21 protein-coding genes, 1 pseudogene and 1 riboswitch are annotated in these 20,635 nt (G+C 52.9%); of the genes and pseudogenes, 5 read left to right on the top strand and 17 right to left on the bottom strand.

Going from position 1 to position 20,635, the window contains the following annotated elements; all coding sequences use genetic code 11:
* Window positions 1–170: 170 nt before the first annotated feature.
* A pseudogene (locus WBG83_RS07180) lies at window positions 171–335 on the bottom strand (VOC family protein); the annotation flags it as partial.
* A gap of 223 nt (window positions 336–558) precedes the next feature.
* Window positions 559–695, top strand: a riboswitch (cyclic di-AMP (ydaO/yuaA leader).
* Between the two features lie 5 nt (window positions 696–700).
* On the opposite strand from WBG83_RS07180, the gene WBG83_RS07175 reads away from it, so the two are divergent.
* Window positions 701–1,525, top strand: a complete 825-nt coding sequence (locus WBG83_RS07175) for a CAP domain-containing protein (protein WP_336743949.1) — start codon at window positions 701–703, stop codon at window positions 1,523–1,525.
* Window positions 1,526–1,818: 293 nt separating this feature from the next.
* On the opposite strand, the gene dnaI is transcribed toward WBG83_RS07175, so the two are convergent.
* The 3 genes from dnaI to WBG83_RS07160 all read right to left on the bottom strand — a co-directional run bounded on the left by dnaI (window position 1,819) and on the right by WBG83_RS07160 (window position 5,095).
* Window positions 1,819–2,766 carry a primosomal protein DnaI gene (dnaI, locus tag WBG83_RS07170; RefSeq protein WP_336743974.1) on the bottom strand — a complete coding sequence of 316 codons (948 nt, stop codon included), beginning with the start codon at window positions 2,764–2,766 and terminating at the stop codon, window positions 1,819–1,821.
* An 85-nt stretch (window positions 2,767–2,851) separates the two neighbouring features.
* Window positions 2,852–4,453, bottom strand: coding sequence for a DnaD domain protein (locus WBG83_RS07165; RefSeq protein WP_336743947.1), 1,602 nt, complete (start codon window positions 4,451–4,453; stop codon window positions 2,852–2,854).
* Window positions 4,454–4,810: 357 nt separating this feature from the next.
* Window positions 4,811–5,095, bottom strand: a complete 285-nt coding sequence (locus WBG83_RS07160) for a YuiB family protein (RefSeq protein WP_336743972.1) — start codon at window positions 5,093–5,095, stop codon at window positions 4,811–4,813.
* A 208-nt stretch (window positions 5,096–5,303) separates the two neighbouring features.
* Between WBG83_RS07160 and hemQ the strand changes: the two genes are divergently transcribed.
* The gene (gene hemQ, locus WBG83_RS07155) at window positions 5,304–6,050 is read left to right on the top strand and encodes a hydrogen peroxide-dependent heme synthase (RefSeq protein ID WP_336743946.1); all 747 of its coding nucleotides are present in this window, start codon (window positions 5,304–5,306) and stop codon (window positions 6,048–6,050) included.
* 168 nt (window positions 6,051–6,218) lie between these two features.
* Here the strand turns inward: hemQ and WBG83_RS07150 are convergent, their stop codons facing one another.
* From WBG83_RS07150 to WBG83_RS07125, 6 genes are all read right to left on the bottom strand, one after another.
* Window positions 6,219–6,473, bottom strand: coding sequence for a hypothetical protein (locus WBG83_RS07150; RefSeq protein WP_336743945.1), 255 nt, complete (start codon window positions 6,471–6,473; stop codon window positions 6,219–6,221).
* Window positions 6,474–6,475: 2 nt separating this feature from the next.
* Window positions 6,476–7,666 (bottom strand): NAD(P)/FAD-dependent oxidoreductase, encoded by a 1,191-nt coding sequence (locus WBG83_RS07145; RefSeq protein WP_336743943.1) that lies wholly within the window; start codon window positions 7,664–7,666, stop codon window positions 6,476–6,478.
* Window positions 7,667–8,256: 590 nt separating this feature from the next.
* The gene (locus tag WBG83_RS07140) at window positions 8,257–8,412 is read right to left on the bottom strand and encodes a sporulation histidine kinase inhibitor Sda (protein ID WP_336743970.1); all 156 of its coding nucleotides are present in this window, start codon (window positions 8,410–8,412) and stop codon (window positions 8,257–8,259) included.
* A gap of 180 nt (window positions 8,413–8,592) precedes the next feature.
* Window positions 8,593–9,849 (bottom strand): polysaccharide deacetylase family protein, encoded by a 1,257-nt coding sequence (locus WBG83_RS07135; protein WP_336743941.1) that lies wholly within the window; start codon window positions 9,847–9,849, stop codon window positions 8,593–8,595.
* Window positions 9,850–10,257: 408 nt separating this feature from the next.
* On the bottom strand, window positions 10,258–10,611 hold the full coding sequence (erpA, locus tag WBG83_RS07130) for an iron-sulfur cluster insertion protein ErpA (RefSeq protein ID WP_336743939.1): 354 nt from the start codon (window positions 10,609–10,611) through the stop codon (window positions 10,258–10,260).
* A 105-nt stretch (window positions 10,612–10,716) separates the two neighbouring features.
* Window positions 10,717–10,890: an aspartyl-phosphate phosphatase Spo0E family protein gene (locus WBG83_RS07125; protein WP_336743968.1), complete on the bottom strand. Its 174-nt coding sequence runs from the start codon at window positions 10,888–10,890 to the stop codon at window positions 10,717–10,719.
* A gap of 406 nt (window positions 10,891–11,296) precedes the next feature.
* Here WBG83_RS07125 and mqnE point away from each other — a divergent pair, with 406 nt between their 5' ends.
* Window positions 11,297–12,400 (top strand): aminofutalosine synthase MqnE, encoded by a 1,104-nt coding sequence (mqnE, locus tag WBG83_RS07120; protein WP_336743937.1) that lies wholly within the window; start codon window positions 11,297–11,299, stop codon window positions 12,398–12,400.
* A gap of 133 nt (window positions 12,401–12,533) precedes the next feature.
* Entirely contained in the window at window positions 12,534–13,598 is a 1,065-nt protein-coding gene (locus tag WBG83_RS07115) for an NAD(P)/FAD-dependent oxidoreductase (protein WP_336743935.1), read from the top strand.
* 42 nt (window positions 13,599–13,640) lie between these two features.
* Here the strand turns inward: WBG83_RS07115 and WBG83_RS07110 are convergent, their stop codons facing one another.
* Window positions 13,641–13,904 carry a YuzB family protein gene (locus WBG83_RS07110; protein ID WP_336743933.1) on the bottom strand — a complete coding sequence of 88 codons (264 nt, stop codon included), beginning with the start codon at window positions 13,902–13,904 and terminating at the stop codon, window positions 13,641–13,643.
* Between the two features lie 75 nt (window positions 13,905–13,979).
* Between WBG83_RS07110 and WBG83_RS07105 the strand changes: the two genes are divergently transcribed.
* Window positions 13,980–14,225, top strand: coding sequence for a NifU family protein (locus WBG83_RS07105; protein ID WP_336743931.1), 246 nt, complete (start codon window positions 13,980–13,982; stop codon window positions 14,223–14,225).
* Window positions 14,226–14,383: 158 nt separating this feature from the next.
* On the opposite strand, the gene WBG83_RS07100 is transcribed toward WBG83_RS07105, so the two are convergent.
* The 6 genes from WBG83_RS07100 to WBG83_RS07075 form a co-directional block, all read right to left on the bottom strand.
* A complete protein-coding gene (locus tag WBG83_RS07100) occupies window positions 14,384–15,187 on the bottom strand; it encodes an SDR family oxidoreductase (RefSeq protein WP_336743929.1) in 804 nt (267 codons plus the stop codon).
* Window positions 15,188–15,261: 74 nt separating this feature from the next.
* Window positions 15,262–15,972, bottom strand: a complete 711-nt coding sequence (locus WBG83_RS07095) for a Cthe_2314 family HEPN domain-containing protein (RefSeq protein ID WP_336743927.1) — start codon at window positions 15,970–15,972, stop codon at window positions 15,262–15,264.
* Complete coding sequence (locus WBG83_RS07090) at window positions 15,965–16,936, bottom strand: DMT family transporter (RefSeq protein ID WP_336743925.1); 972 nt, start codon at window positions 16,934–16,936, stop codon at window positions 15,965–15,967. Before WBG83_RS07090 ends, WBG83_RS07095 begins: the two co-directional genes overlap by 8 nt.
* Before the next feature lie 80 nt (window positions 16,937–17,016).
* A complete protein-coding gene (locus tag WBG83_RS07085; RefSeq protein WP_336743924.1) occupies window positions 17,017–18,783 on the bottom strand; it encodes a UbiD family decarboxylase in 1,767 nt (588 codons plus the stop codon).
* Window positions 18,780–19,721, bottom strand: coding sequence for a COX15/CtaA family protein (locus WBG83_RS07080; RefSeq protein ID WP_336743923.1), 942 nt, complete (start codon window positions 19,719–19,721; stop codon window positions 18,780–18,782). Before WBG83_RS07080 ends, WBG83_RS07085 begins: the two co-directional genes overlap by 4 nt.
* A gap of 481 nt (window positions 19,722–20,202) precedes the next feature.
* Window positions 20,203–20,541: a thioredoxin family protein gene (locus WBG83_RS07075; RefSeq protein ID WP_336743921.1), complete on the bottom strand. Its 339-nt coding sequence runs from the start codon at window positions 20,539–20,541 to the stop codon at window positions 20,203–20,205.
* Window positions 20,542–20,635 lie beyond the last annotated feature (94 nt).

Genomic DNA, 20,635 nt, shown 5'->3' with positions numbered 1-20,635 from the left:
ACAGGAACTACCTGCCAATCCATTGTAAAGGATTTTTTTGCGTCTGAATGAGATAAATACAGAAAATTATGAAGATTCAGGGAAAATTAATGCAACGCTAGTGATATGAAACTGACGTGAAAAAGTTTTCCTGAGAATAATCTGGTAATCCCTTACATTATGTAGTCGGCCGTTTCTTCAGAATTCTCAAACCCGAGAAACGCAAGCCGGATTACTCCGTTCGTATGCACCAGCGTCCCTTTTAATTGAAAACCGACAACCTCTTAATAAAACCGGATTGCCCGTTCAAGATCCTGTACAACAAGGCCGACATGATCGATACGTTTTAATGCCATCCGTGTTTCCCCCTGATTCCTATTATTCTGAAAAACGAGCTGATTTTAATCACCAATCTTAGTCATGTTATTCCGATGTTTCAAGTCGGTTTTATTTTGCCTAGGCCAAGCCATTGGAAAACTTTGCGCAATGAACCTGTCCGAAGTCTCTGCTACAATGGAACCTGTCTGAAGGGCGCACAAGCTTACGCCTTTTTTTGTTGCTTGATTCCCGTCAGACCAACTACAACAAAGGCCGAAGCTTCTACGGAAGCGCGGGGGAACCTCTTTATTTGGGGTGAAGCCACGTTCAGTGGCCGGGTGATTGCTCTTTGACCCGAATCCGTCAGCTAACCTCGCAGGCCGCAAAAAAGGAGAGGATCGTTTTGCGTTTTAAAAAATCAGTGTTGTCCGGATTTCTTGCCGTCAGTACCCTTGTTGGAGCCAGCGCCGTCTCTGCCGCATCCCCGGGAGAATCGGCCAACAATACGGGTTCTCATACAATTTACAAGCAGTACACCTTTGACCTGGGCTCCTTGCTTCAACAGCAGCAAACGCAGCAAGGGAATTCTTCCTTCGATTGGTCCAGCCTTCTGAACAAGCTTCCCGGCTATACCTCCAATTCGGGGCAAGCCTCTTCGGGGAACGAGACAAATAGTAATAACGGGGCAGCTCCGGGCTGGACCATCCCTGATTGGAACATAGGCACAAATCAAGGCGGCACCGGCAGCAGCGGTTCCGGCAATGGAGCCGGTACGGAGAACGGAAGCCAGGCCACAACCGGTAACGAGGGCAGCCAAGCCAGCACCGGTTCCGATCAAGGCACTGTCAATGACAGCAGCTCCGCCTATGCCAGCCAAGTCGTTGATTTGGTCAATCAGGAACGGGCCAAGGCAGGTCTGAATGCACTGACCAGCGACAGCGCCCTGGCTAAGATGGCTCTGGACAAAGCGAAGGATATGTACAACAATAATTATTTCGACCATAACTCTCCAACCTACGGCTCGCCATTCGACATGATGAGAACGTACGGCATCAGCTACAGCTATGCGGGAGAAAACATTGCCAAAGGCCAGCGCACTCCGCAGGATGTCATGACGGCATGGATGAACAGCAGCGGACACCGCGCAAACATCCTGAACGCCAACTTCACGAAAATCGGCGTGGCTTACTACAACGGAGAATGGGTGCAAGAGTTCATCGCCAACTAACAAGCCCATACGCCAAGCAAACAGCGGTCGTCTTCGGACGGCCTTTTTTTTATGCCGCTCCGCTTGGCGTTCTTGCTTGATGCAGCCCAATTCGTCTTCCCAGCCTATCCCCTTGGCCGACTCCCGCGATTCCTCGCCCTCGCCGCGCATTCTTTTATTTGAAATATGTAACCCGGCAGACAAAGCTTGAAGCGGCTTTAGCCCCAAAAAACAGCAGCCCTTCGCCGGCTGCTGCTTTCGTATTATATATTCTGCTGTTGCAGGTTAATCCGGTTGCCCGCACCGCTGCCGCTTCAGCCCCGTTTATTATGCCCCCGCACCTCGATGACCTCCACAAAAGGCCGGATACGCTCCATAATGCGCCTTCCCTTGGTTTCCTCTTCCCCGTCCTTATTCGTAAAGCTGAAGTGCTTTTCCAGCTCGTCCAGCTCGTAGTTGGAAGTAAAAAAGGTCGGCTTCCGGTTCATCCGGTAATTCAATATGGCTCCCATGACATGGTCGCGTACCCAAGGATTCAGGTTCTCGGCCCCGATATCGTCAAAAACGAGCAAATCCGTTTCCTTCAGCGCGTCAATGGTTTCCTTCAGCCGCTGCTGGTCGCCGAACATGTTTTTCAAGTCCTCCACGAAATCAGGCATGTATACAATGGCGCCGGTCCGCCCGCTTTTGGCGAGCTCGTGCAGCATATAGCACATCAGGAACGTCTTGCCCGTACCGAATTGACCTACCAAATAAAACCCTTTGCGCTGCAGGCCGCCTTCCTTCGTCTCGACCATATACTCCAGCAGCCTTCCTACCGCCGTGGCCCGTTCCGGGTCCTTGTCCAGAATATCGTCAAGCGAATACCCTCCGGTCAAAGAATGCTCATCGACATAGAAGCTCCGGATACGCCTGCGAACCGCCTCCTGTGTCTGATGGGCGATCCATTTCTTGCAGGATACTTTGCGGTCATGAATATAGACGGCACCTCCCGCAGCTTCAACCGACAATTGGGTATAATGGCCTTCAAAATCATTCGGACAGCGCTCCAGTCCCGGGCAGCTCGTACAGTTCGTATATTCATTGATGTACTGGTACAGCCGGTTTACATGAATTTTGAGCGTATGATCATCCAAATCCGGATACTTGGCACGCCATTTGACAATTAGCGGGTGTCCAATCACCTGCTGCGTTTTTTCCTCCATACGCCGCCACATGGACTCTGCCGGAAGCTGCTTTAATACGTCCGATATCGATTCCACAGCCATTCTCCCCTCTCCCCAAATGACGCTCCTGCCCCGCAAGCCTGTCCGCCCTTACTCCCCGGCTCCAGCTGCACCGGCCGGACTATGAACGCTTCTTCCCGTCAATCCTCTCGGCCAGCTTGCGGATACGCTCCAGCTCATCCGAGCTGGGAGCCGCTCCTTGCCCTGCATTCTCCTCAATCATCTGAATGCGCGGCCGCTGTCCGCCGCCGCTGGCGGCCTTTCCCCGGCCTGACGCGCTGCTCCCGCGGCCGCGGGAGGCAGCAGCACCACCGCCGCTTTTTCCGGCTGACAGCTCCGCCCGCTTGCGCAGCTCGGCCCGGAAATAGGCGACCGCCTGCTCATACGTCCCGACATGCTTGGCCAGCATATTGGTGGCAATCGATTCAATGTACCGCTCTGTCCATGAAGCTCCCTTCAACGTGTGCAGATGATGCGTCAATACATTAAGCACCGGATCGGACAGCTTATAATTGATGTTGAGCTTGGCGTAAATGTTTAATATATTTTCGGTCAGCATTCCGTTCAGGAAGAATCGCTCCAAGACCACGGTATAAGGCTCTCTGCGCAGCAAAAGCATATACTCGTAAGCGGAGAGCTTGCCTTGAAACAGCTGCGGCACCTCAAGCGCATACTCCATAGCCAGCAAGCCGGCTTGGCCCGAATGCTTGCCGCCCTGCTCTCCCGCCCCGCCTTCACTAGGCCACAGGCCCGCTTCACCCGCCGCGCCGGCCTCGCTTTGCTCCGGCCACTGCTGGCTAAGCCACCGCTGACGGTCCTCCTCCCGCTTCTTGCCCTGCCGGAAATACGAGTTGGCCTTGTAGTTGAGCAAATCCTGATCCGGCTCGCCGTCATCCTTAAACGATCCGTCCTCATCAAGCAGGCGCACCAGCTCACGCAGCGATAAACGGTATTTTTTGGCCAGCATGTTCAGAAACACGAGCTGCCCCGGCTGATGCTTCAGCTCTTCCACATGCCCCCGGTTTAACGACCCCCGCGGAAAGCGGGAAATAATGTCGGCGTACCCGAAGCCTTGACTTGCGACATCCGGCACGCCGCGGCTTTCCTGCTTGTCAGGCTGTACGGAAACAGCAATTTCCTGAAGCGCCTGCTCGAATTCAAAATCGATGACCTGCGTATTCAACCGGAACAGCTCATAGAACGGCACAGTCAAATTCTCACTCTGAACCCCCGCGTCCTGCAGCTCGGACGGCGGCTCGTTCCAGAACTGCTCCTTGACGGCCAGGACGGCGTACTTGCCGATTTTGTCCCGCAGCAGCAGGGTAAAATGCTGATTTTTAAAAAATTCGACCGGATCCAGCGGCGCCTGCAGCTCATACTCGTACACCGTATCGTCGGCCGCCGGCACGAACTTGCGGCTTGTCTGCAGCAGTCCGATCGCTTCCAGCCGGGACGTCTGCTCGATCAAATATTTGCGCCCTTTTTCCCCCGGCTCCAGATCGAGCGCCAGAAACAGCTTCCGCTGCTGCTCCAGACTGGAATAGCCCATCCGGCCTTCCGGGAGCTGATGGTACAATGTCATATACAGGCCGATGGCAAATGCGCCGACCATGGGCTGGTACATCGCATTGAGCACACTCATATCCAGTTGGCTTAATGAAAAATGACGCACCACCGCAAACCGGTGATGCTCTGTGAATTGATGGATATTGCTTACACGCATCGATTGTTTTACACCATCTTCGTTCGAATAATTGCTTACCCCTCATTGTAGCATATCCGCCCGCTTCCGTGGACAGGAAAAAGCTGATTGCCGCAGCGTATCATCCATGTGGTCGACCGACCGCCGTCTGCAGCGAAACGCCGCTCGCTGGGAGCTGCCCGCGGTGCTCAGCTTGTTCCAGCCGCTCGACTGGGCCTGATTTGATTGCAGACCGGTTCGGCAGCTGTCGCCCGGTTTGCGCCGTCATGCAGCAGCCACCGGCGCAAACCGGGCAAACCGGAAAGCGCAGTCCTCCGCCATAACGCAACAGGCCTCCCTGCGCCAAGACGCAGTGAGGCCTGCTGTGGAAGCAAGCATTCAAAACATTTTATAACCGAGCACCCGCAGCTTACGGATAGCCGACCCGCTCAGCACGGCCCCAATCAAGCCTCCGGCCGCGGGGATAATATCGCCCACGGAGTAATCGAAGAAAGACCCGACCGTCATGCCCCGATAAATAGCCAGACCGATTAGCAGGGCAATGAAGGCGTAAATCGGAAACCAGGTTGTTTTGAGCAGCATATTCAAAATAAAGCCGAGGCCGAAAAACAGCACGAATATGAGCAGCGTGCCGATAATCAACTGGGCGATTTGCATCACCATCACGAAACTCCTCCTTCAAGAAATACGGACGCATTGCTGCGCTTTCATTTCTTCTTATCGCTTCCTAGTGTACAAAACGTACGGCTGGAAAGTCAACGGAGCCGGGGAAGACGGTTTTGACGGTTATGTGACGACGTTTGCCCTGATTCCGTATATTCGTTACAATGAGTGGAGACAATTCACTCACATTTTGGAAGGAGTTATACATATGAGCGATGCAGTACAAACGTTAGAAGGCTGGTACGCCCTTCATGATTTCCGGGCCATCGACTGGTCGGCCTGGAAGCAGGCTTCCTCAGAGGAGCGCGCGGGCGCGGTGGACGAGCTGCTTACCTTAATGGAAGGCTGGAACCGCACCGAGCAGCAAAAGCAAGGCAGCAACGCCTTTTATTCCATCGTCGGCCAAAAGGCGGACATTGCCTTCATGTTCCTTCGCGAAACATTAGAGGAGCTTAACGAGCTGGAAACCGCTTTTAACAAATCGGCCTTGGCGGCCTTTACCATCCCGGTTTATTCCTACGTCTCCATCGTCGAGCTGTCCAGCTACATGGCGAAGCCCGGCACCGATCCGATGCAGGACCCGGACATCTTGGCCCGCCTCAAGCCGGAGCTCCCAAAAGCCAAGCATATCTGCTTCTACCCGATGAACAAACGCCGCTCCGGCAATGACAACTGGTACATGCTCAGCATGGAAGAGCGCCGTACCATGATGCGCAGCCACGGCATGATCGGCCGCACCTACGCGGGGCGCGTCAAACAAATTATTACCGGCTCGGTCGGCTTTGACGATTGGGAGTGGGGCGTGACCCTGTTCTCGGATGATGCCCTTAACTTCAAGAAGCTGGTCTATGAAATGCGCTTTGACGAAGTTAGCGCCCGTTATGGCGATTTCGGCTCCTTCTATGTAGGCAACCTGCTGGATACCGACAAGCTGAAACAGCTGCTGACCGTCTAAAACCGTCATGACTTTCTGTCGCTTCCCCGGTATGAAAGCAGCTCTTTCACAGAAAAAGCTTTCCTGAGCAACGACAAAACCCGCCGGGGCTGCCAGCAGCGCCCGAGCGGGTTTCTATTTTTCCCTTTTCAATATCTTTGTCTATCTCTTATCTCTAGTCTCTTATCTCTACTCTTCGTCTTCGCTCTCCAAGGCCTCTTTACTGCGCAAATACTCTTCGGTCGCGCGGTCACGTTCCCGGCCTTTTTCCTTCAAGCGCTCAATCCCCGGCTGAATGAGCAAATCGACTTCCTTCTGCACCGTATACGCCAGATCGTACCGATTCTGCGATTCCAGGAATCCGCCCACTTCCATTAAAGCATTATACCGTTCCAGCTCTTCCCGGGTCAAGAGCCCGCGCACCTGAACACTGCAATGTCTCATGGCTACAATTTTCCTTTTTTCAGCACGAGTGTAATACCGCCGATAATGTACAAGTAACGCAGGTCGATCAATTTTTTCATCAGGTAGGCGGTGTAGCCCTTCATCTTCTTCGTCCCGACGAGTCCGATGGCTTCGCCTTTCCCCAGAGACGCCACGGTCCCTTTCATGGAAAATTTGAATTCCTTCAGCTGTTCGCCCCGCAGCGAAGCGACCAGGTTATGCGCACAGCATTCGCCCTGCTGCATCGCAATTTGCGCTGTCGGCGGATATGGACGCCCGTCCGGGTTGAACATCAGAGAGCAATCGCCCAGGATATACACGTTCTCAAATTGCGGCGAACGCAGATTCGGGTCCACCTTGACCCGGCCGCGCATCGCTTCGAAGCCGGCTTCCTCCAGCATATGATTGCCGCGGATGCCTCCTGTCCAAATGACCGTAGCGGATTTAATTAGCTCGCCTTCACCAATCACGACGCCTTCCGGCGTGCATTCCTTAATGGCTGTTCCCAGCTTGAACTCCACGCCCTTCTTGGCGAGAACGTCCATGCCGTACTGTACCAGCTCCGGATCGAAGCCCGGAAGCGCAGACGGGGCAGCTTCAATATTATAAATTTTGACCAGCTCGGGACTCACATCGAATTCCTTGCACAGCTCCGGCACACGGTCAGCCAGCTCCGCAACAAACTCAATGCCTGTAAACCCGGCGCCGCCAACAATGAAAGTCAAATAATCCTTGCGGTGCGGTTCACGCTTGAACTTGGCAAACTGGTATTCAATATGTTCACGAATGAGGCGTACGCTGTTGATAGAACGGATATTAAAGGCGTTCTCCTTCAATCCCGGTATACCGAACGTTTCCGGCTCTCCGCCGAGACCAACGACCAGATAATCGTAAGAAAGGGTACCATCCTCCAAAATCACCTTGCGCTCTTGAGGCTTGATTTGCACAACCGTCGACTTCACAAAATCGATTTTGAACTCGTCGATCAGCTTCAAGATATTGACCCGCGCATTCTCCGGATTGTCAGTGCCGGCAGCGGGCATATGCAAATGGGTGGTAATGTAATGATAGTCGTGTTTATTAACAAGGGTGACATCCGCTTCGTTATAGTTCAATTCCTTCTGCAAGCGAATGGCTGTCAGAATTCCCCCGTAACCCGCTCCCAAGATGACAATTCTAGGTACTCGACTCATTGTTTAATCCCTTCCAGTTCGATGTTGTTTTCATGTGAAAATTTACACAAGGGGCTACAACCCATTATGTCCTTTTATATAATGAAGCGGCGTTTCCGAATTTCGACAATAAATTTCTCATCATATAATATAACGTATCCTCGAAAATATCAAGCAGTAATTTGACTCCATCCTTGTAAAAGGCGGCTTTTTCAGCAGCTTGAGATTTCGCTTGCCTGCGGGCCTGCATTCATGGCCTCTATAAAAGAAGGGCATCCTAACCGGAAGAATGGTTCTGAAGGGTAGGGATAGCCTTTGTCTATATATATGCAGATATGCCCACTGTGCAACGGGCTGGAGGAAATAAACGCAGCTTGTCCTCGCTGCTCCGCGGCAATGACAGACGCCGGACGCCAGGAGGATTACACCGGACCTTATGCGCCTTATCAGGAGCGCACAGCCCCTGTGCATACGGCTGAAGCCGATACAGGCGCTCTATCCGTGTGCATACACAGGCTTGAATGTCCCCAATGCGGGACGGCTGCCCCATATTCGGCCATGGAACAGATACTGCCATAAGCATAAATCTGTCCTTATACGAAGTAAAAAGCTCAGTTGGCCTGAGCTTTCAGCGCTGGGAATGCGGGTATTTGAAGCTGGCGTCTCTGTATCTCGTTCTCAAGCATCCGGATAAAATCCGGTTCCAGTTGTAAATAAATGGCCTTGGCATAACATTCAATCAGCGCCTCATCTGTAAGCAGCCTCATGTTCATCACCCGACCCTGTTTTAAAGTAATTTCATCTTACCATACACAGTCTTCAGGAACAAGTGTTCTGTTATCCACAGGTTTCTGTGGATGAGCTGTGGGCATGTTGTTGACAAGATGGGAATTTGTACCAACGGCGGCTGTGAATGATGTGCATAAAGTTATCCACAGCTTCCAATATTATGATGATGCATTTTCATATTTTTTAAGTCTTTTTAATAGACCGTCCGCTGATAGATAGTTTACCCCGGCATTGATCCGGTAAATCTCATCTTTTCCCGGCACATTGATGCCCTCCGCCGTTGTGAAGAAGAAGCCGATTCCCAGCTCCCGGCCGATTTGCAGCGCTGTTTCATTATATGCCCCGAACGGAAACGCAAGCAGCCGTTCCTGAATCCCCAGCTCATCCTCCAGCCTCCGATCGGCCCGGATGAGGTCTGTTTTGACCCGTTCCCTGTACTCCTCCTCTGTTTCCAGGCGGTTCTCCTTATCTAGCAGCATCCGGTTCGCCAGCGCCGGCTTCAAATTCAGGGTCTGATCAGCCTTGACATACTCATGGAGCTTATTCGTATGTGAATAGAACGACATCCCGTTCCTCTTCATCTCCCGCATCTGATCCCAGTTCAAGCGGGGCGTTCCCTTGGCGGGCGGATTGTCGATAGAATCCACCACGACGAATTTGGTTGCCGGAAAGCCGAATTGAAGCAGCTCCGGATACGCCTGGGTATAGAAGGATTCGTAGCCGTCATCAAATGTAATCAGCACGGCATTTTGCGGAACCTCTCCCTTGCTGCTCATGAATGCCACGAACTGTTCCATTGTTATGATGTTATAGCCATTGTCCCTCAGCATCTGCAGCTGATTATGAAATCGCTCCCTGGAAATCGTAATGCCGTTCTCCTTAGGATCGATATGATGATATACCAGCACAATCGCCTTGTTCCGGTAATGACGCGCCTGCTTGCTGTAATCCGGCTTGGGCCGCTGCAAGGCGGCTGTAAGCTCAGGACCGGCCGCTGCAAGCACCGCAGACTGCGGCTGAACCTGACCCCCCCTTTGCCCTGGCGCGCTCTCCCCGGAATTGTCAACCGCTGCGCCGGAGGAGCCGGCCGCCGCCGCCGGCCTCTGTGCAGGCTCCGCTGCCCGCCAAGCAGTGCCTGCCTGAGCGGGCTCAATTTGCCCGGGCTGCTTTTGCTGCGCATGTGGCGGTTGCCCGGACCCGGATGCCGGTTGTAAGGCTTCTCTGTCCGGACCGTAGCCCGCTGCGTAGCTGCTCTGATCCGCCACAGGAGTGGACGACGCTTCCTCAGGCGCAGCCCCCTCATATAATTGCGGCGGCTCATACGCCGGCAGCAGGATGAACAAGAGCACCAGCGCCAGCATAATGACAGCTTGAATCAGGATCATTACCGGTTTGCTTTGAAGCGGCGCACGCATCGTTAGATTCCACCTTCACTAGATATGTAAATCACATTATATGATGTAAGCGCTTTCTAATAAATAAAATATACTTGCCCCAATTTCATTTTATTGGTCGTCTTCGGCAATATTCACCGGACCGGTTCGGCCGCGCGCGCTGCTGCCTTTTACACATACCTAGGGCGATGATCCGCGCATCGGCGTCTCTCTCGGCGCCGGCGGACGGACAGTTTCACGGTGGAGGCCGAAGGCCTCCCCGCCGCCCCGCGCCAAGACGGACTCGCCTGTCGCCCCGCACTTGCCACCCCCAGGCTTATGTATACAGCACCGGCGGCAAAAAAGAACCGCTAAATAAAAAACCTCTCCAACGGAAATATCCGTTGTGAGAGGTTGTATATACAGCTTATAAACACCGGGAAGTGGTGCTTAGCATTTCTCAGGCGTGCCTTCTTCCTTGACTGTGCGGAACGAGCTGCCACAGCCGCATGTGACGCTGGCATTCGGGTTATCGATGGTGAAGCCCCCGCCCATCGCCGATTCCTTGTAATCAATAATAAGCCCGCGCAAATACTTCACGCTTTCCTCGTCGACGATCACCTTCAGGTCGTCAAACACAAGCTCGTTATCATTGTCATGCCGTTCGTCATCAAAGCCCATGCCATATGAGAAACCGCTGCAGCCGCCGGATTTCACGCCAACCCGCAAAAACAGGTTCGGTGTTTCTTCCGCTGCAAGCAGCTCTTTTATTTTATCTGCTGCTGTTTCTGTAATTGTAATCATTCTTGTTCCCTCCCGTAATCCGTTTCTGGCTTACACGTCTAAGTATACTCCGTTTGCCGTCACGGTACAAGGGAAGCCGCCTCATCATTTCTACCAGAGCCGGTGCTACAAGCTGTGGTAATAACGAAGCAGCAGCTGGTCCAAATCTTCGCTGCACTTCTGAACATCGGGGTGATTCAAGCCTAGGGTGCAACCCATACTGACCAAACGCTGGCGGACGCTCTCGATCTGATCGGCAAGCTCGCCCGGTAAAATCTCCATTCTCTCGACACATATCATCGTAATCACCTATTCCTCACAAGTCCCGATGGCTTAGAATAAAGCTCACAATCTGATAGTATAGCGGAATGTTTTATAAAAAGATACAAGATTAGTATAAATATTTAAAAAAATGTGCCAAAATGCCGCTGAAAAGAGCGATATGCCCGGTAATAAACCGAACTGGGCCGTTGACAAGACCCGTCGTTTTGAATTCAGGCTGCTGTATTGCCCCTGCCCGGCAGGAGGTTTATAATGAAATAGAATTAGGCAAGTGACCCGGCAAACAGAGCAAAACAGCTCACTGCCGGTCTACGGGTGCTGCGGCAAGGGCGTAAGCTCGGAGCTGCCTTTTTCTTGTTATAGGAGGCTGCGGAATCGCTTTTCTTTGTTGGAGTTGCATGTCTTATAGGAGGGAGCAACAGCTATGAATGTCATCATTAAAGATGCAAAACGGCGCATGGCCGAAATTGTGGAAAAGGTGGAAAACGAACAGCGCCTCAGTGTAGAGGACGGTGTTTTCCTGTATGAGTCGGACGATTTGCTGACCATGGGCCAGCTCGCCAATCAAGTGAATCTTCGCAAGAACGGACGCAATGTTTATTTTATCGAAAACATGAGCTTATATTATACCAATGTGTGCGAAGCGCACTGTGCGTTCTGTCACTTCCGCCGCGACGAAGGGCAAGACGGTGCCTATACGCTGAGCCCGCAGGAAATGGTCGAGTATGTGGCGCAATATTACCATCCCGGCATGCGGGAATTCCATATTACGGGCGGACACAATCCGAATGTGCCGTTTTCCTACTACGTGGACTGTATCAAAGCGCTGAAGGAAAACTATCCGGACGTTACCATCAAGTCCCACACCGCGGCGGAAATCGAGTTCTTCTCGCGCATTAGCGGCCTGAGCTATGCAGATGTGCTGAAAACGCTTATGGATGCAGGACTCGGCACGCTGACCGGGGGCGGCGCGGAGATTTTATCCGAACGGTACCGCAAAAAAATGGGCGTCGGCAAGGCAACGACGGAGCAATGGCTGGAGGTTCAGCGGGTTGCGCACGGCCTCGGGCTGAAAACACACGCCACCATGCTGTACGGCTCCATTGAAACGAAGGAAGAGCGCATTCTTCATATGACCCAGCTGCGGGAGCTGCAGGATGAAACGGACGGCTTCATGGTATTCATTCCGAACGCCGTACAGCCAGCCAGCGTAAACGCCGGAATTAAACGCCGGGTCGCCGCTTTTGACGATCTGAAGACCATCGCGATCAGCCGTCTGATGCTGGATAACATCCCGCATATTAAAGCCTATTTCATTAACCTGGGCACCCAGATTACGCAAATTGCCCTTACTTTCGGAGCTTCCGACGTGCATGGCACCATTATTAAAGAGAAAATCAGTCACGCCGCAGGCGCGTTGTCTCCGGAAGGCTTGACCCGAGACGAGCTCGTTTGGCTGATCCAGGGCGCTGGCCGCGTTGCCATTGAGCGGGATACGTTCTACAATCCGATTAAAATATACGAGTAAAAGATGGCGGGAATGCCGGTTCCTGTCTTCTTGACTTTGGAAGCGGCAACCCGTCCGGTTCGGGACATAATAAAAGATATCGAATAAGTCAGCTTCTTAGAGAGCATGAAACCGGAGAGAAAGGGTACTGCTTATGAAGTCAATTGTTATTTTAGGCGGCGGCTACGGAGGCTTGACACTTGTACACGAGCTGCTGGAGAAAAAAATTCCGAAGGATACCCGCATCGTCCTCATTGACCGGATGGCGTATCAGGGGCTCAAGACCGAATATTACGCTTTGGCTGCCGGAACCATCCCGGAATCGCATATTCGCGTCGCATTTCCGCAGGACCCGCGGCTTGATATTATTTATGGCGAAATTACCTGTATCCATTTGGAGACCAAACAAGTGGAGATAAGCAATCACGACCCGGTTCCTTACGACCGGCTCATTATCGCGCTTGGTTGTGTTGACAAGTATCACGGAGTCGAAGGGGCTTCAGAATTTTCCCACAGCATCCAAACGCTGTCCTCCTCCCGTCAAGCTTATATCGCGCTGAATGAGCTTAAGCCTTATGCACAAGTTTCCGTTGTCGGGGGAGGTTTAAGCGGGGTGGAGATTGCCTCCGAGCTGCGGGAAAGCCGTCCTGATTTGAACATTCGCATTCTGGATCGGGGAGACAGCATCCTGTCTCCGTTTCCGGAGAGGCTGCGCTCCTATGTGCGCACCTGGTTTTTGGAGCATGAGGTCGAGATGCTTGGGCATTGCGCAATTTCGAAGCTGGAGTCCGGAGCCATCTACAACCGGGATGTCGAATTGGCGACGGACTTGACCGTCTGGACCGCTGGCATTCAGCCGAGCCCGCTCGTCGGCGCGCTGCCGGTAGGCAAGGACCCGCAAGGTCGTGTGCTTCTGGGGGAATATCATCAAATTCCGGAGCACCCGGAACTATTCGTCATCGGAGATTGCGCCAGTATGCCATACTCTCCCAGCGCTCAGCTTGCCGAGGTAATGGCCAGACATGTAGCCGAGGTATTGGAAGCAGAATGGGAAAACCGAACTCCCGTGCTAAAGCCTATTAAATTGAAGGGCGTACTCGGTTCGCTCGGGAAAAAGTGCGGCTTCGGCCTCATGGGCAATAAGACAACCCTAATCGGCAAAGTGCCTCGTGTTCTGAAAAGCGGCGTGCTCTGGATGTCCAAGCATCACTTCGGTTAGCTTCCAATAGCGGCGGGCACGGCACCCGCTGCTTGGCTTCACTTATTCACCGGGAATATCAAAATCAGCAAAAACGTCCTCGCTTTCGGCAATCATCGCTTCCAGACGCTGCTCCAGCTCTTGAACGGTGTCCGCTTCCACAATTTGCCCGTTAAATAAAGCGAACGGCTTCATGTAGCATATGCCGCAATTGCCGAGACAGCCGTATTCGATGACGTCAAGCTCCATCCGGCCTTCCAGCTTGGCCATTAGCCCGTCTGTGCCGTGATGCATGTTATTGGAGCAAAATTCTATAATTGGACGCATTGTTATTCCCCATCTGTGCCATTTTATTTTGAAAGTACTTGTAATATAATAATATAAAGAAAGGAGATGACGCAAATGAGTGAAAATACACAAACATCCGTTTATGATGAAGTGCTTGAGGTCTTGGATAAGCTCCGTCCCTTCCTGCAGCGCGATGGCGGCGACGTCGAGCTTGTTGATGTTGAAGACGGTATCGTTAAGCTTCGTCTGATGGGGGCATGCGGCAGCTGCCCGAGCTCTACCATTACGCTGAAAGCCGGTATTGAGCGTGCGCTTGTTGAAGAGGTTGAAGGCATCACCGAGGTAGTTCAAGTATTTTAATTGTACCGATATAAATCTCGGCGTTGACCGTTTACTTTCATTCCATTGACCAAAGCCCTGCTGGCCTGGACCATTTGTCCGGCAAGCAGGGCTTTAGTTTTTGACTCTAATGCTTTTGCAGCAGTTCATCGGTCGCTCACTGGCTGAGGATTTCTCCCTCAGTGCTTTGCGGCTCCGCCGCGTACAGCCGAGAAAGAAAGCGGCCGAATCGGGTCCAGTCCTCCGCTGATATCCATAATATTGCCTGTGATGAAATCCGAATGATCCTGGCATAGAAAAGAAATCACACGCGACACGTCCTCTCCCGATCCCGGGCGTCCGCGCGGGGACTCCCCGTCTTCCAAATGACGGACGTCGACGATCCCCTTCTCCTTATTCTCGCCACGAATATCACCCGGGCAAATCATATTGACCGTGACGCCGAACGGGGCTTCCTCCACCGCGAGCGTTTTGGTAAAAGAGACCAGCCCCACCTTGGCTGCCGCATATACAGCCCTGTGGGGCCATGCCCTTGCCTCCGCCGCATGTCCGAAGCCAAAGTGGATAATTCTTCCCCAGCCGCGGCTGCGCATGTAAGGAAGAACACGGTAATCCAGCTCCATGACGCCAAGCAGGTTACCCCGCATCAAATAGTCAATCTCGGCTAAAGAATATTCCGCAAACAGCCTCCGTTCGCGAATGAACGGCCCTGCATTATTGACGAGAATATCAACGCCTCCGAATTCCCGCTCGACCTCCGCCATCAGCTGCTCAATCTGTGAAGAATCGGCAATGTCGGCGCGAATCGCCATACAACGGACTCCGGCCGCCTGAATCGTTTCGGCCAATCGGAACGCTTCTGCCCGGCTGTTCACGTAAGTCAGCACCGTATCAAAGCCTAGGGCAGCAAGCGAAAGCGCCGTCATTTTACCTAAGCCCTTGGCGCTGCCGGTGATGAGCGCGACACGTCGAGCCTGTTCCATGAACGGTCTCCCCCCACTCTTTGCTGAATCCTGCATTCGTATTTGTATTTTGCTGCGTATGTTATGTACAACGGTTATACAATCATTTTACCTTTGCGAACGACATACGTAAATACGGTATGCAGACTCAAGCAAACCATGTCGAGCCCTTCTTGCAAATCGCGCATATTTTCATCCAGACGCTCTACATACGTGCGATCTCCCCGGCACAAATTCGCCCGGGCGAGGTCATCCAGCATCTCAGCATTAAACAAGTGGACTTCCATGTTGCGCTGCTTACGCAGCCGAGCCATCGTATCCTTATATTTCGTCTTGATGTCAAACAACTGGCGATCCAGGTCCGGGTCCGATCTGCGGTGATGCAGCTGACGGAGAACGGTATAATACGAGTAGCGCTCCTTCACCTTCCGCGTATTCAGTTCCAGCAGCTCATCGGTGAAATAGCCCAGCTTGTCCAATACTGAAAATAAACGGATAAATGCATTTTTATAATAATAATTGTACCGCTGATAGCCGCTAAGCTCTTCCGGGGACATCCCTTCTACATAGGTAGTCGTTATCTTCTGGCTGTAGCCCTCCGCAGCATAAACACTTTGCTCCAATTCGTTCAATGAGCCAATCAGACTGAGTGCCCATAGGGAGAAATAGGTGTAGCGGTGGCAGCGCTTCGGATCTTTTTCCATAAGCTTCTGCAGCCGTTTGTCATACTGCTTTATCGACTGCATCGCCTCCAGCAGCAGTCCCTCATCCTTCCGCGGCGGTTCGCCAAACAACGATCTAAGCATCAGCATCCCTCCTGATTTGAGCTGTGGTTCGCGCTTGCTTCAGCAGCTGCATCCGATCCTGCTGCACGAGGTACATCGCCAGCAGAACGCCCGCCCCGCCGACTATCTGATTCCAGCCGATTTGCTCTCCAAGCAGAATATAACCGCTGATAGCGGCCGTAACCGGAAGCAGATACCCGTATACAGACGATTTAAAGGGCCCCAGCTTGCCCAGACTCCAGTTGTGAAGAGTAAACCCGAGCGCAGTTGCCGCGACAGACGTGTACGCCAGACTTATCCAGCCGGACTGCGGCAAGGCCGCAAGAGCAGACAAATCGGTTTGCCACAATACGTATGGAAGCAGGACAATGGCGCCGGCTGTCATTTCTACGGAAACGAGCAGGGGCAGCGGATAACGGTTCATCATTTTCCCTACGCCGATTAAATAAATTGCGCCGAACAGGCTTCGAAGCAGCAGAAGCAAATCGCCGCGAAGGGTTTCTGCGGAAATATGAAAGCCGTGTTCGCCTCCACCCACAATTAAGACAACACTGGCCAGTGCCAGCGGAATGCCGGCTAGAATTCGCCAGGTCAGCCGAAGCTCTCGCATACAAAGCGCCAGAAGGGCTGTAATTATCGGCATAAAGCCCCGTCCAAGTACAGCTCCGTTCGCCGTGTTAGAATACTGGAGCGCGTAGGTAAGCACAACCTCCATACCGACTGCGGACAAAATCCCCATCAGGCTCATCCACAGCACATGGCGCGGCGGCATGATCCAGGTAAGCGAATGCTTGCGATAATACCAATAAGTATAAGCCCACAGAAGTGGGATTATACTCAAGTAGCGGTATCCGTTAAACAGAACCGGGTCCTGCCAGGCGGCCGCTCCGAATTTCAGCGAGGACATATTCATGCCCCACAGCACATAAACAGCCACAAAGCTGAGATGAGGCAGCAGCGCGGAAGGGTGTCCCGGTTGACTCATGCTGTTATAAACCCCTTTCCCTCCTGACCGCTGCAATACAGGCTGCGGCCGGCCGGCAGTTCCTGAAGAAGCGCTGCTTTCTAGGCAAAATATTGTTTCCAGCGTTCGGAAACAAGCTGAACAATATCCTCCCGCGGGAACAGCTCGTCCGGGTAGCCGGGCTTCATCCGGGCGTCAATAACAATCGGAAGCTCATAGCTGACATGATGCTGGCGCACCCGGCTGGCCGCGAACATGTCTGAAGCCGGATTAAACCTCGTAAAGACCGTCCACAGAAACTGGGTATGATCGCCTGCGATTTGCGCATCGTCCGCCACAATGACAAGAGGCCACTCGCTGAGCTGCGCTCCGCAGCTTGCCGCGATCCGTTCTGCAAGCTGCGGATCCTTCTCATAAGCCGCTCCCGAAACGACAAGGCAGCCGGGACAAAATACAGCCGCGTCCTGCACCTCCGGGATCGGTCCTCCGGTGTATACATGCTGCAAACGGCGGACGGGTTCCCCGACACCCATCATAATCGCTTTACTGCCGTGATTTAACTTATGTCCTGTATAATCCAAGGTATCGTGAGAGGTTTGCCCGATAATCAACAAATCCTGCTGCGGATTAAAGCGCTCCAGCACCAGCGGCAGCAGCTTGGCGAAGTTCTCCATTTCCACCGGCTGATCCGTCAGCATCAGGAATTTGGTCAGCCGGAGCTGGCCCTCTCCGAGAATACGGAATGCCGTGCTCAGTGCCTCACGGGAGTAGCTTTCGCGGACAATCGCTGCAGCCAGGGAATGGAAGCCGCTTTCCGCATAGGTCCACAGCTCCTTAACCCCTGGCATTACCATCGGGAAAGCCGGAGATAAGAGCCGTTGCAGGAACTCGCCCAAATAATAGTCTTCCTGTCTCGGTTTGCCAACAATAGTCGCCGGATAAATGGCATCCTTGCGGTGCCACATCCGCTTCACCTGGAAGACAGGGAAATCATGCATTAAAGAATAATAGCCGAAATGATCCCCGAACGGGCCTTCCGGACGGCGTACATTCGGAAGCACCTCGCCGCAAATGGCGAATTCGGCCTCAGCCACAAGCCGGTGCCCGCCATGCGGGTCCGCCGTAACAGGCAGCTTGCCGCCGATAATAAGCGATGTCAGCAGCAGCTCAGGCAGATGCTCCGGCACCGGAGCAATCGCCGAGGCTATGAGCGCAGGCGGACCGCCGAGAAAAACCGTCGTCGGCAGAGCTTGATTGCGCAGCTCCGCCTCATGGTGATGGAAGCCGCCGCCTTTCTGAATTTGCCAGTGCATGCCGGTAGTTTGACCGTCAAAAACTTGCATCCGGTACATGCCAAGGTTGTGTTCGCCTTGGCCGTTCACCGGGTGCTCCGTATAAACTAGCGGCAGCGTAATGAACGGTCCTCCGTCCTCCTGCCAGCATGTCAGAGCCGGAAGCCTGGACAACGGATTGTCCGTCACCGATACGCCGGTTATCGGTGCCTGGGACGCCGGAACCTGCTTCAAGCCGACCTTGCTCAAGGAACCGAGCAAGCCGCGCTCTCTCCACAATGACTTGAGCGAAGGCGGCATCAGGGTGTCTTTGGCCCCGATAATTCGTTTCATTAATTGCTCCGGCCGCGGACCGAACGCCAAATCCACCCGGCGGCTCGTGCCAAACAAATTCGTCACCACCGGGAATGGGCTCCCTTTTACGTTGGTAAACAGCAGCGCGGGGCCCTGCTCGTCAATGACACGCCGGTGAATTTCAGCCAGCTCCAAATAAGGATCGACCGGAGCCGTAATAATCTTCAGGTCGTTCTCCTTCTTTAGCACTTCGATAAAATCACGCAAATTGCCGAAACTCATCGGTCCTCTCCCTTCCGTAATCCGTATACGGCCAAGCACAAGTACACCAGTATACAAAATAAAATGGTTACCAGCAGCGAATGGAGCATACTGGTAAAAATATACCAGTCTGTCCCGAATGACAGTACTAGCAGACCTCCGCTCAAGATTTGCAGCACGCCCAGCAGCACACCCCAAACCGAGATACGGCTAATACCGGCATGCGTGCCGTTTAAGCGGTAAAACAGCACAATAAGCAGTACGATTAAAAGCAGCGCTCCCAGCCTGTGAAGAAATGCAACACCACTGGCGCCGCTCAGCTCGGGAATAACCTCGCCGTTACACAGCGGCCAGCCCGAGCAGCCGCCCGAAGAGTCTGTATGGCGTACATAAGCGCCCAGATACACCACACAGTAGCAGTATATCGTTACAACCCATACAAGCCATTTCTGGCCTGAGCTGATTCGGGCTTCGCCGGGAAGCGGACGGTAGGAAATGCCAAGTCCCGGCCGTTCTCCCTTCACCCCTTGCCAGTTCCATAAGGCCAGAACGAGCAGAAAGGTGCTGGCGACGGCCATCAAGGACACTCCGAAATGAAGCGCAAGCACCGGAGGCGATTGCGGCCAAACCACCGCCATAGCGCCGAGTATCGCCTGAACAATAGTAAAAAACAATGCACCGGCCGAATGCACCCGGGCATCCCAGCGGTCGCGTACATAAGCCCAGACGCCGATAAACACGGCGAGCACGATCAGCCCTTCAATACCGGTCACAAACCGGTGGCTGTATTCAATCAGCGATTCTATCGTATAAGCCGGAACAAACCGGCCGTTGCAGAGCGGCCAATCGTCGCCGCAGCCTCGCCCAGATTCTGTCTTGGTTACGAGTGCTCCCATCAAAAGTACCAAAAACATCCCTACTGACGACAGCAGGGCAAGCCATTTTAACCGGCTGCGCATGATGCTACCACCTCGATTTGTATAATGCGCGAAAGTTGTCTGTTGCCCAGTTTCATTATAGCGATATTTGTCAGGCTTATCCATGCGGAAATGTTACAAAGCTCCGAAACCCTTACAGTACGGCCCGAAATGTGAAAAGTATAGTAACAGCTTGACCGTCTTTTCCAAAAATCATCCTTATCCGCTGCACATTTAAAAAGAAGCTATCATCGTACAAATTCAAATTGCTCTTTCAATTCATGAATAGATTGACTACGAACATGCGGCGCCATACCGTGCGCTGAAATCTGTGCGAAGAAAAGGACTGCTCACCGGAAAATAGGTCTGGCCGTCCAATAGCTGAAAGCATCGTATGACTGAGAGCCGCACATGAATAACCAGGCGCTTAATACTAAAATAAAGCAAAAGGGCTCCGCTGGTATGCGGGGCCCTTCGTGTACTCAACCCGATACAGGCGATTCGATATCGGACAGCTCGCTTATTACGCGTTTGCCGCCGCCTCAACGACCTGATCCAAAAACTGCTCAATCTCCTCACGCGTTTTGCGCAGCTTGTTCACAAACCGGGACAATTCATTGCCGCTGCGGAAACCGATGAAGCTAGGAATGCCAAGAATATTGTACTCACTGCACAGATCCGGCAGCTCATCACGGTCAATGACGATAAAATTCAGCTTATCGGCGTAATGCTGCTCTACTTCCGGCATGAAAGGGTCAATAAAATGACAGTCCTTGCACCATGTCGTTTTGAATACAGCTACCGTCGGTTTATCCGATGCGATTGCCTCCCGGAATTGCTGCTCAGTCGTAACTGGTTTCATCTCCACCACACCTTTCTGTACAATAGCAAAACAGGGTCCATCTCGACGGCTTGATTACCAGTCGATGATGTCCCTGTTATAGCACGCCCCGCTT

The organism is Paenibacillus sp. y28 (genome assembly GCF_037137075.1).
In the GTDB taxonomy this organism is placed as follows: Bacteria; Bacillota; Bacilli; order Paenibacillales; family NBRC-103111; genus JBBBNV01.
Note: the sequence above shows the minus strand (reverse complement) of the source record. Positions and strands in the feature narration are given on the sequence as shown.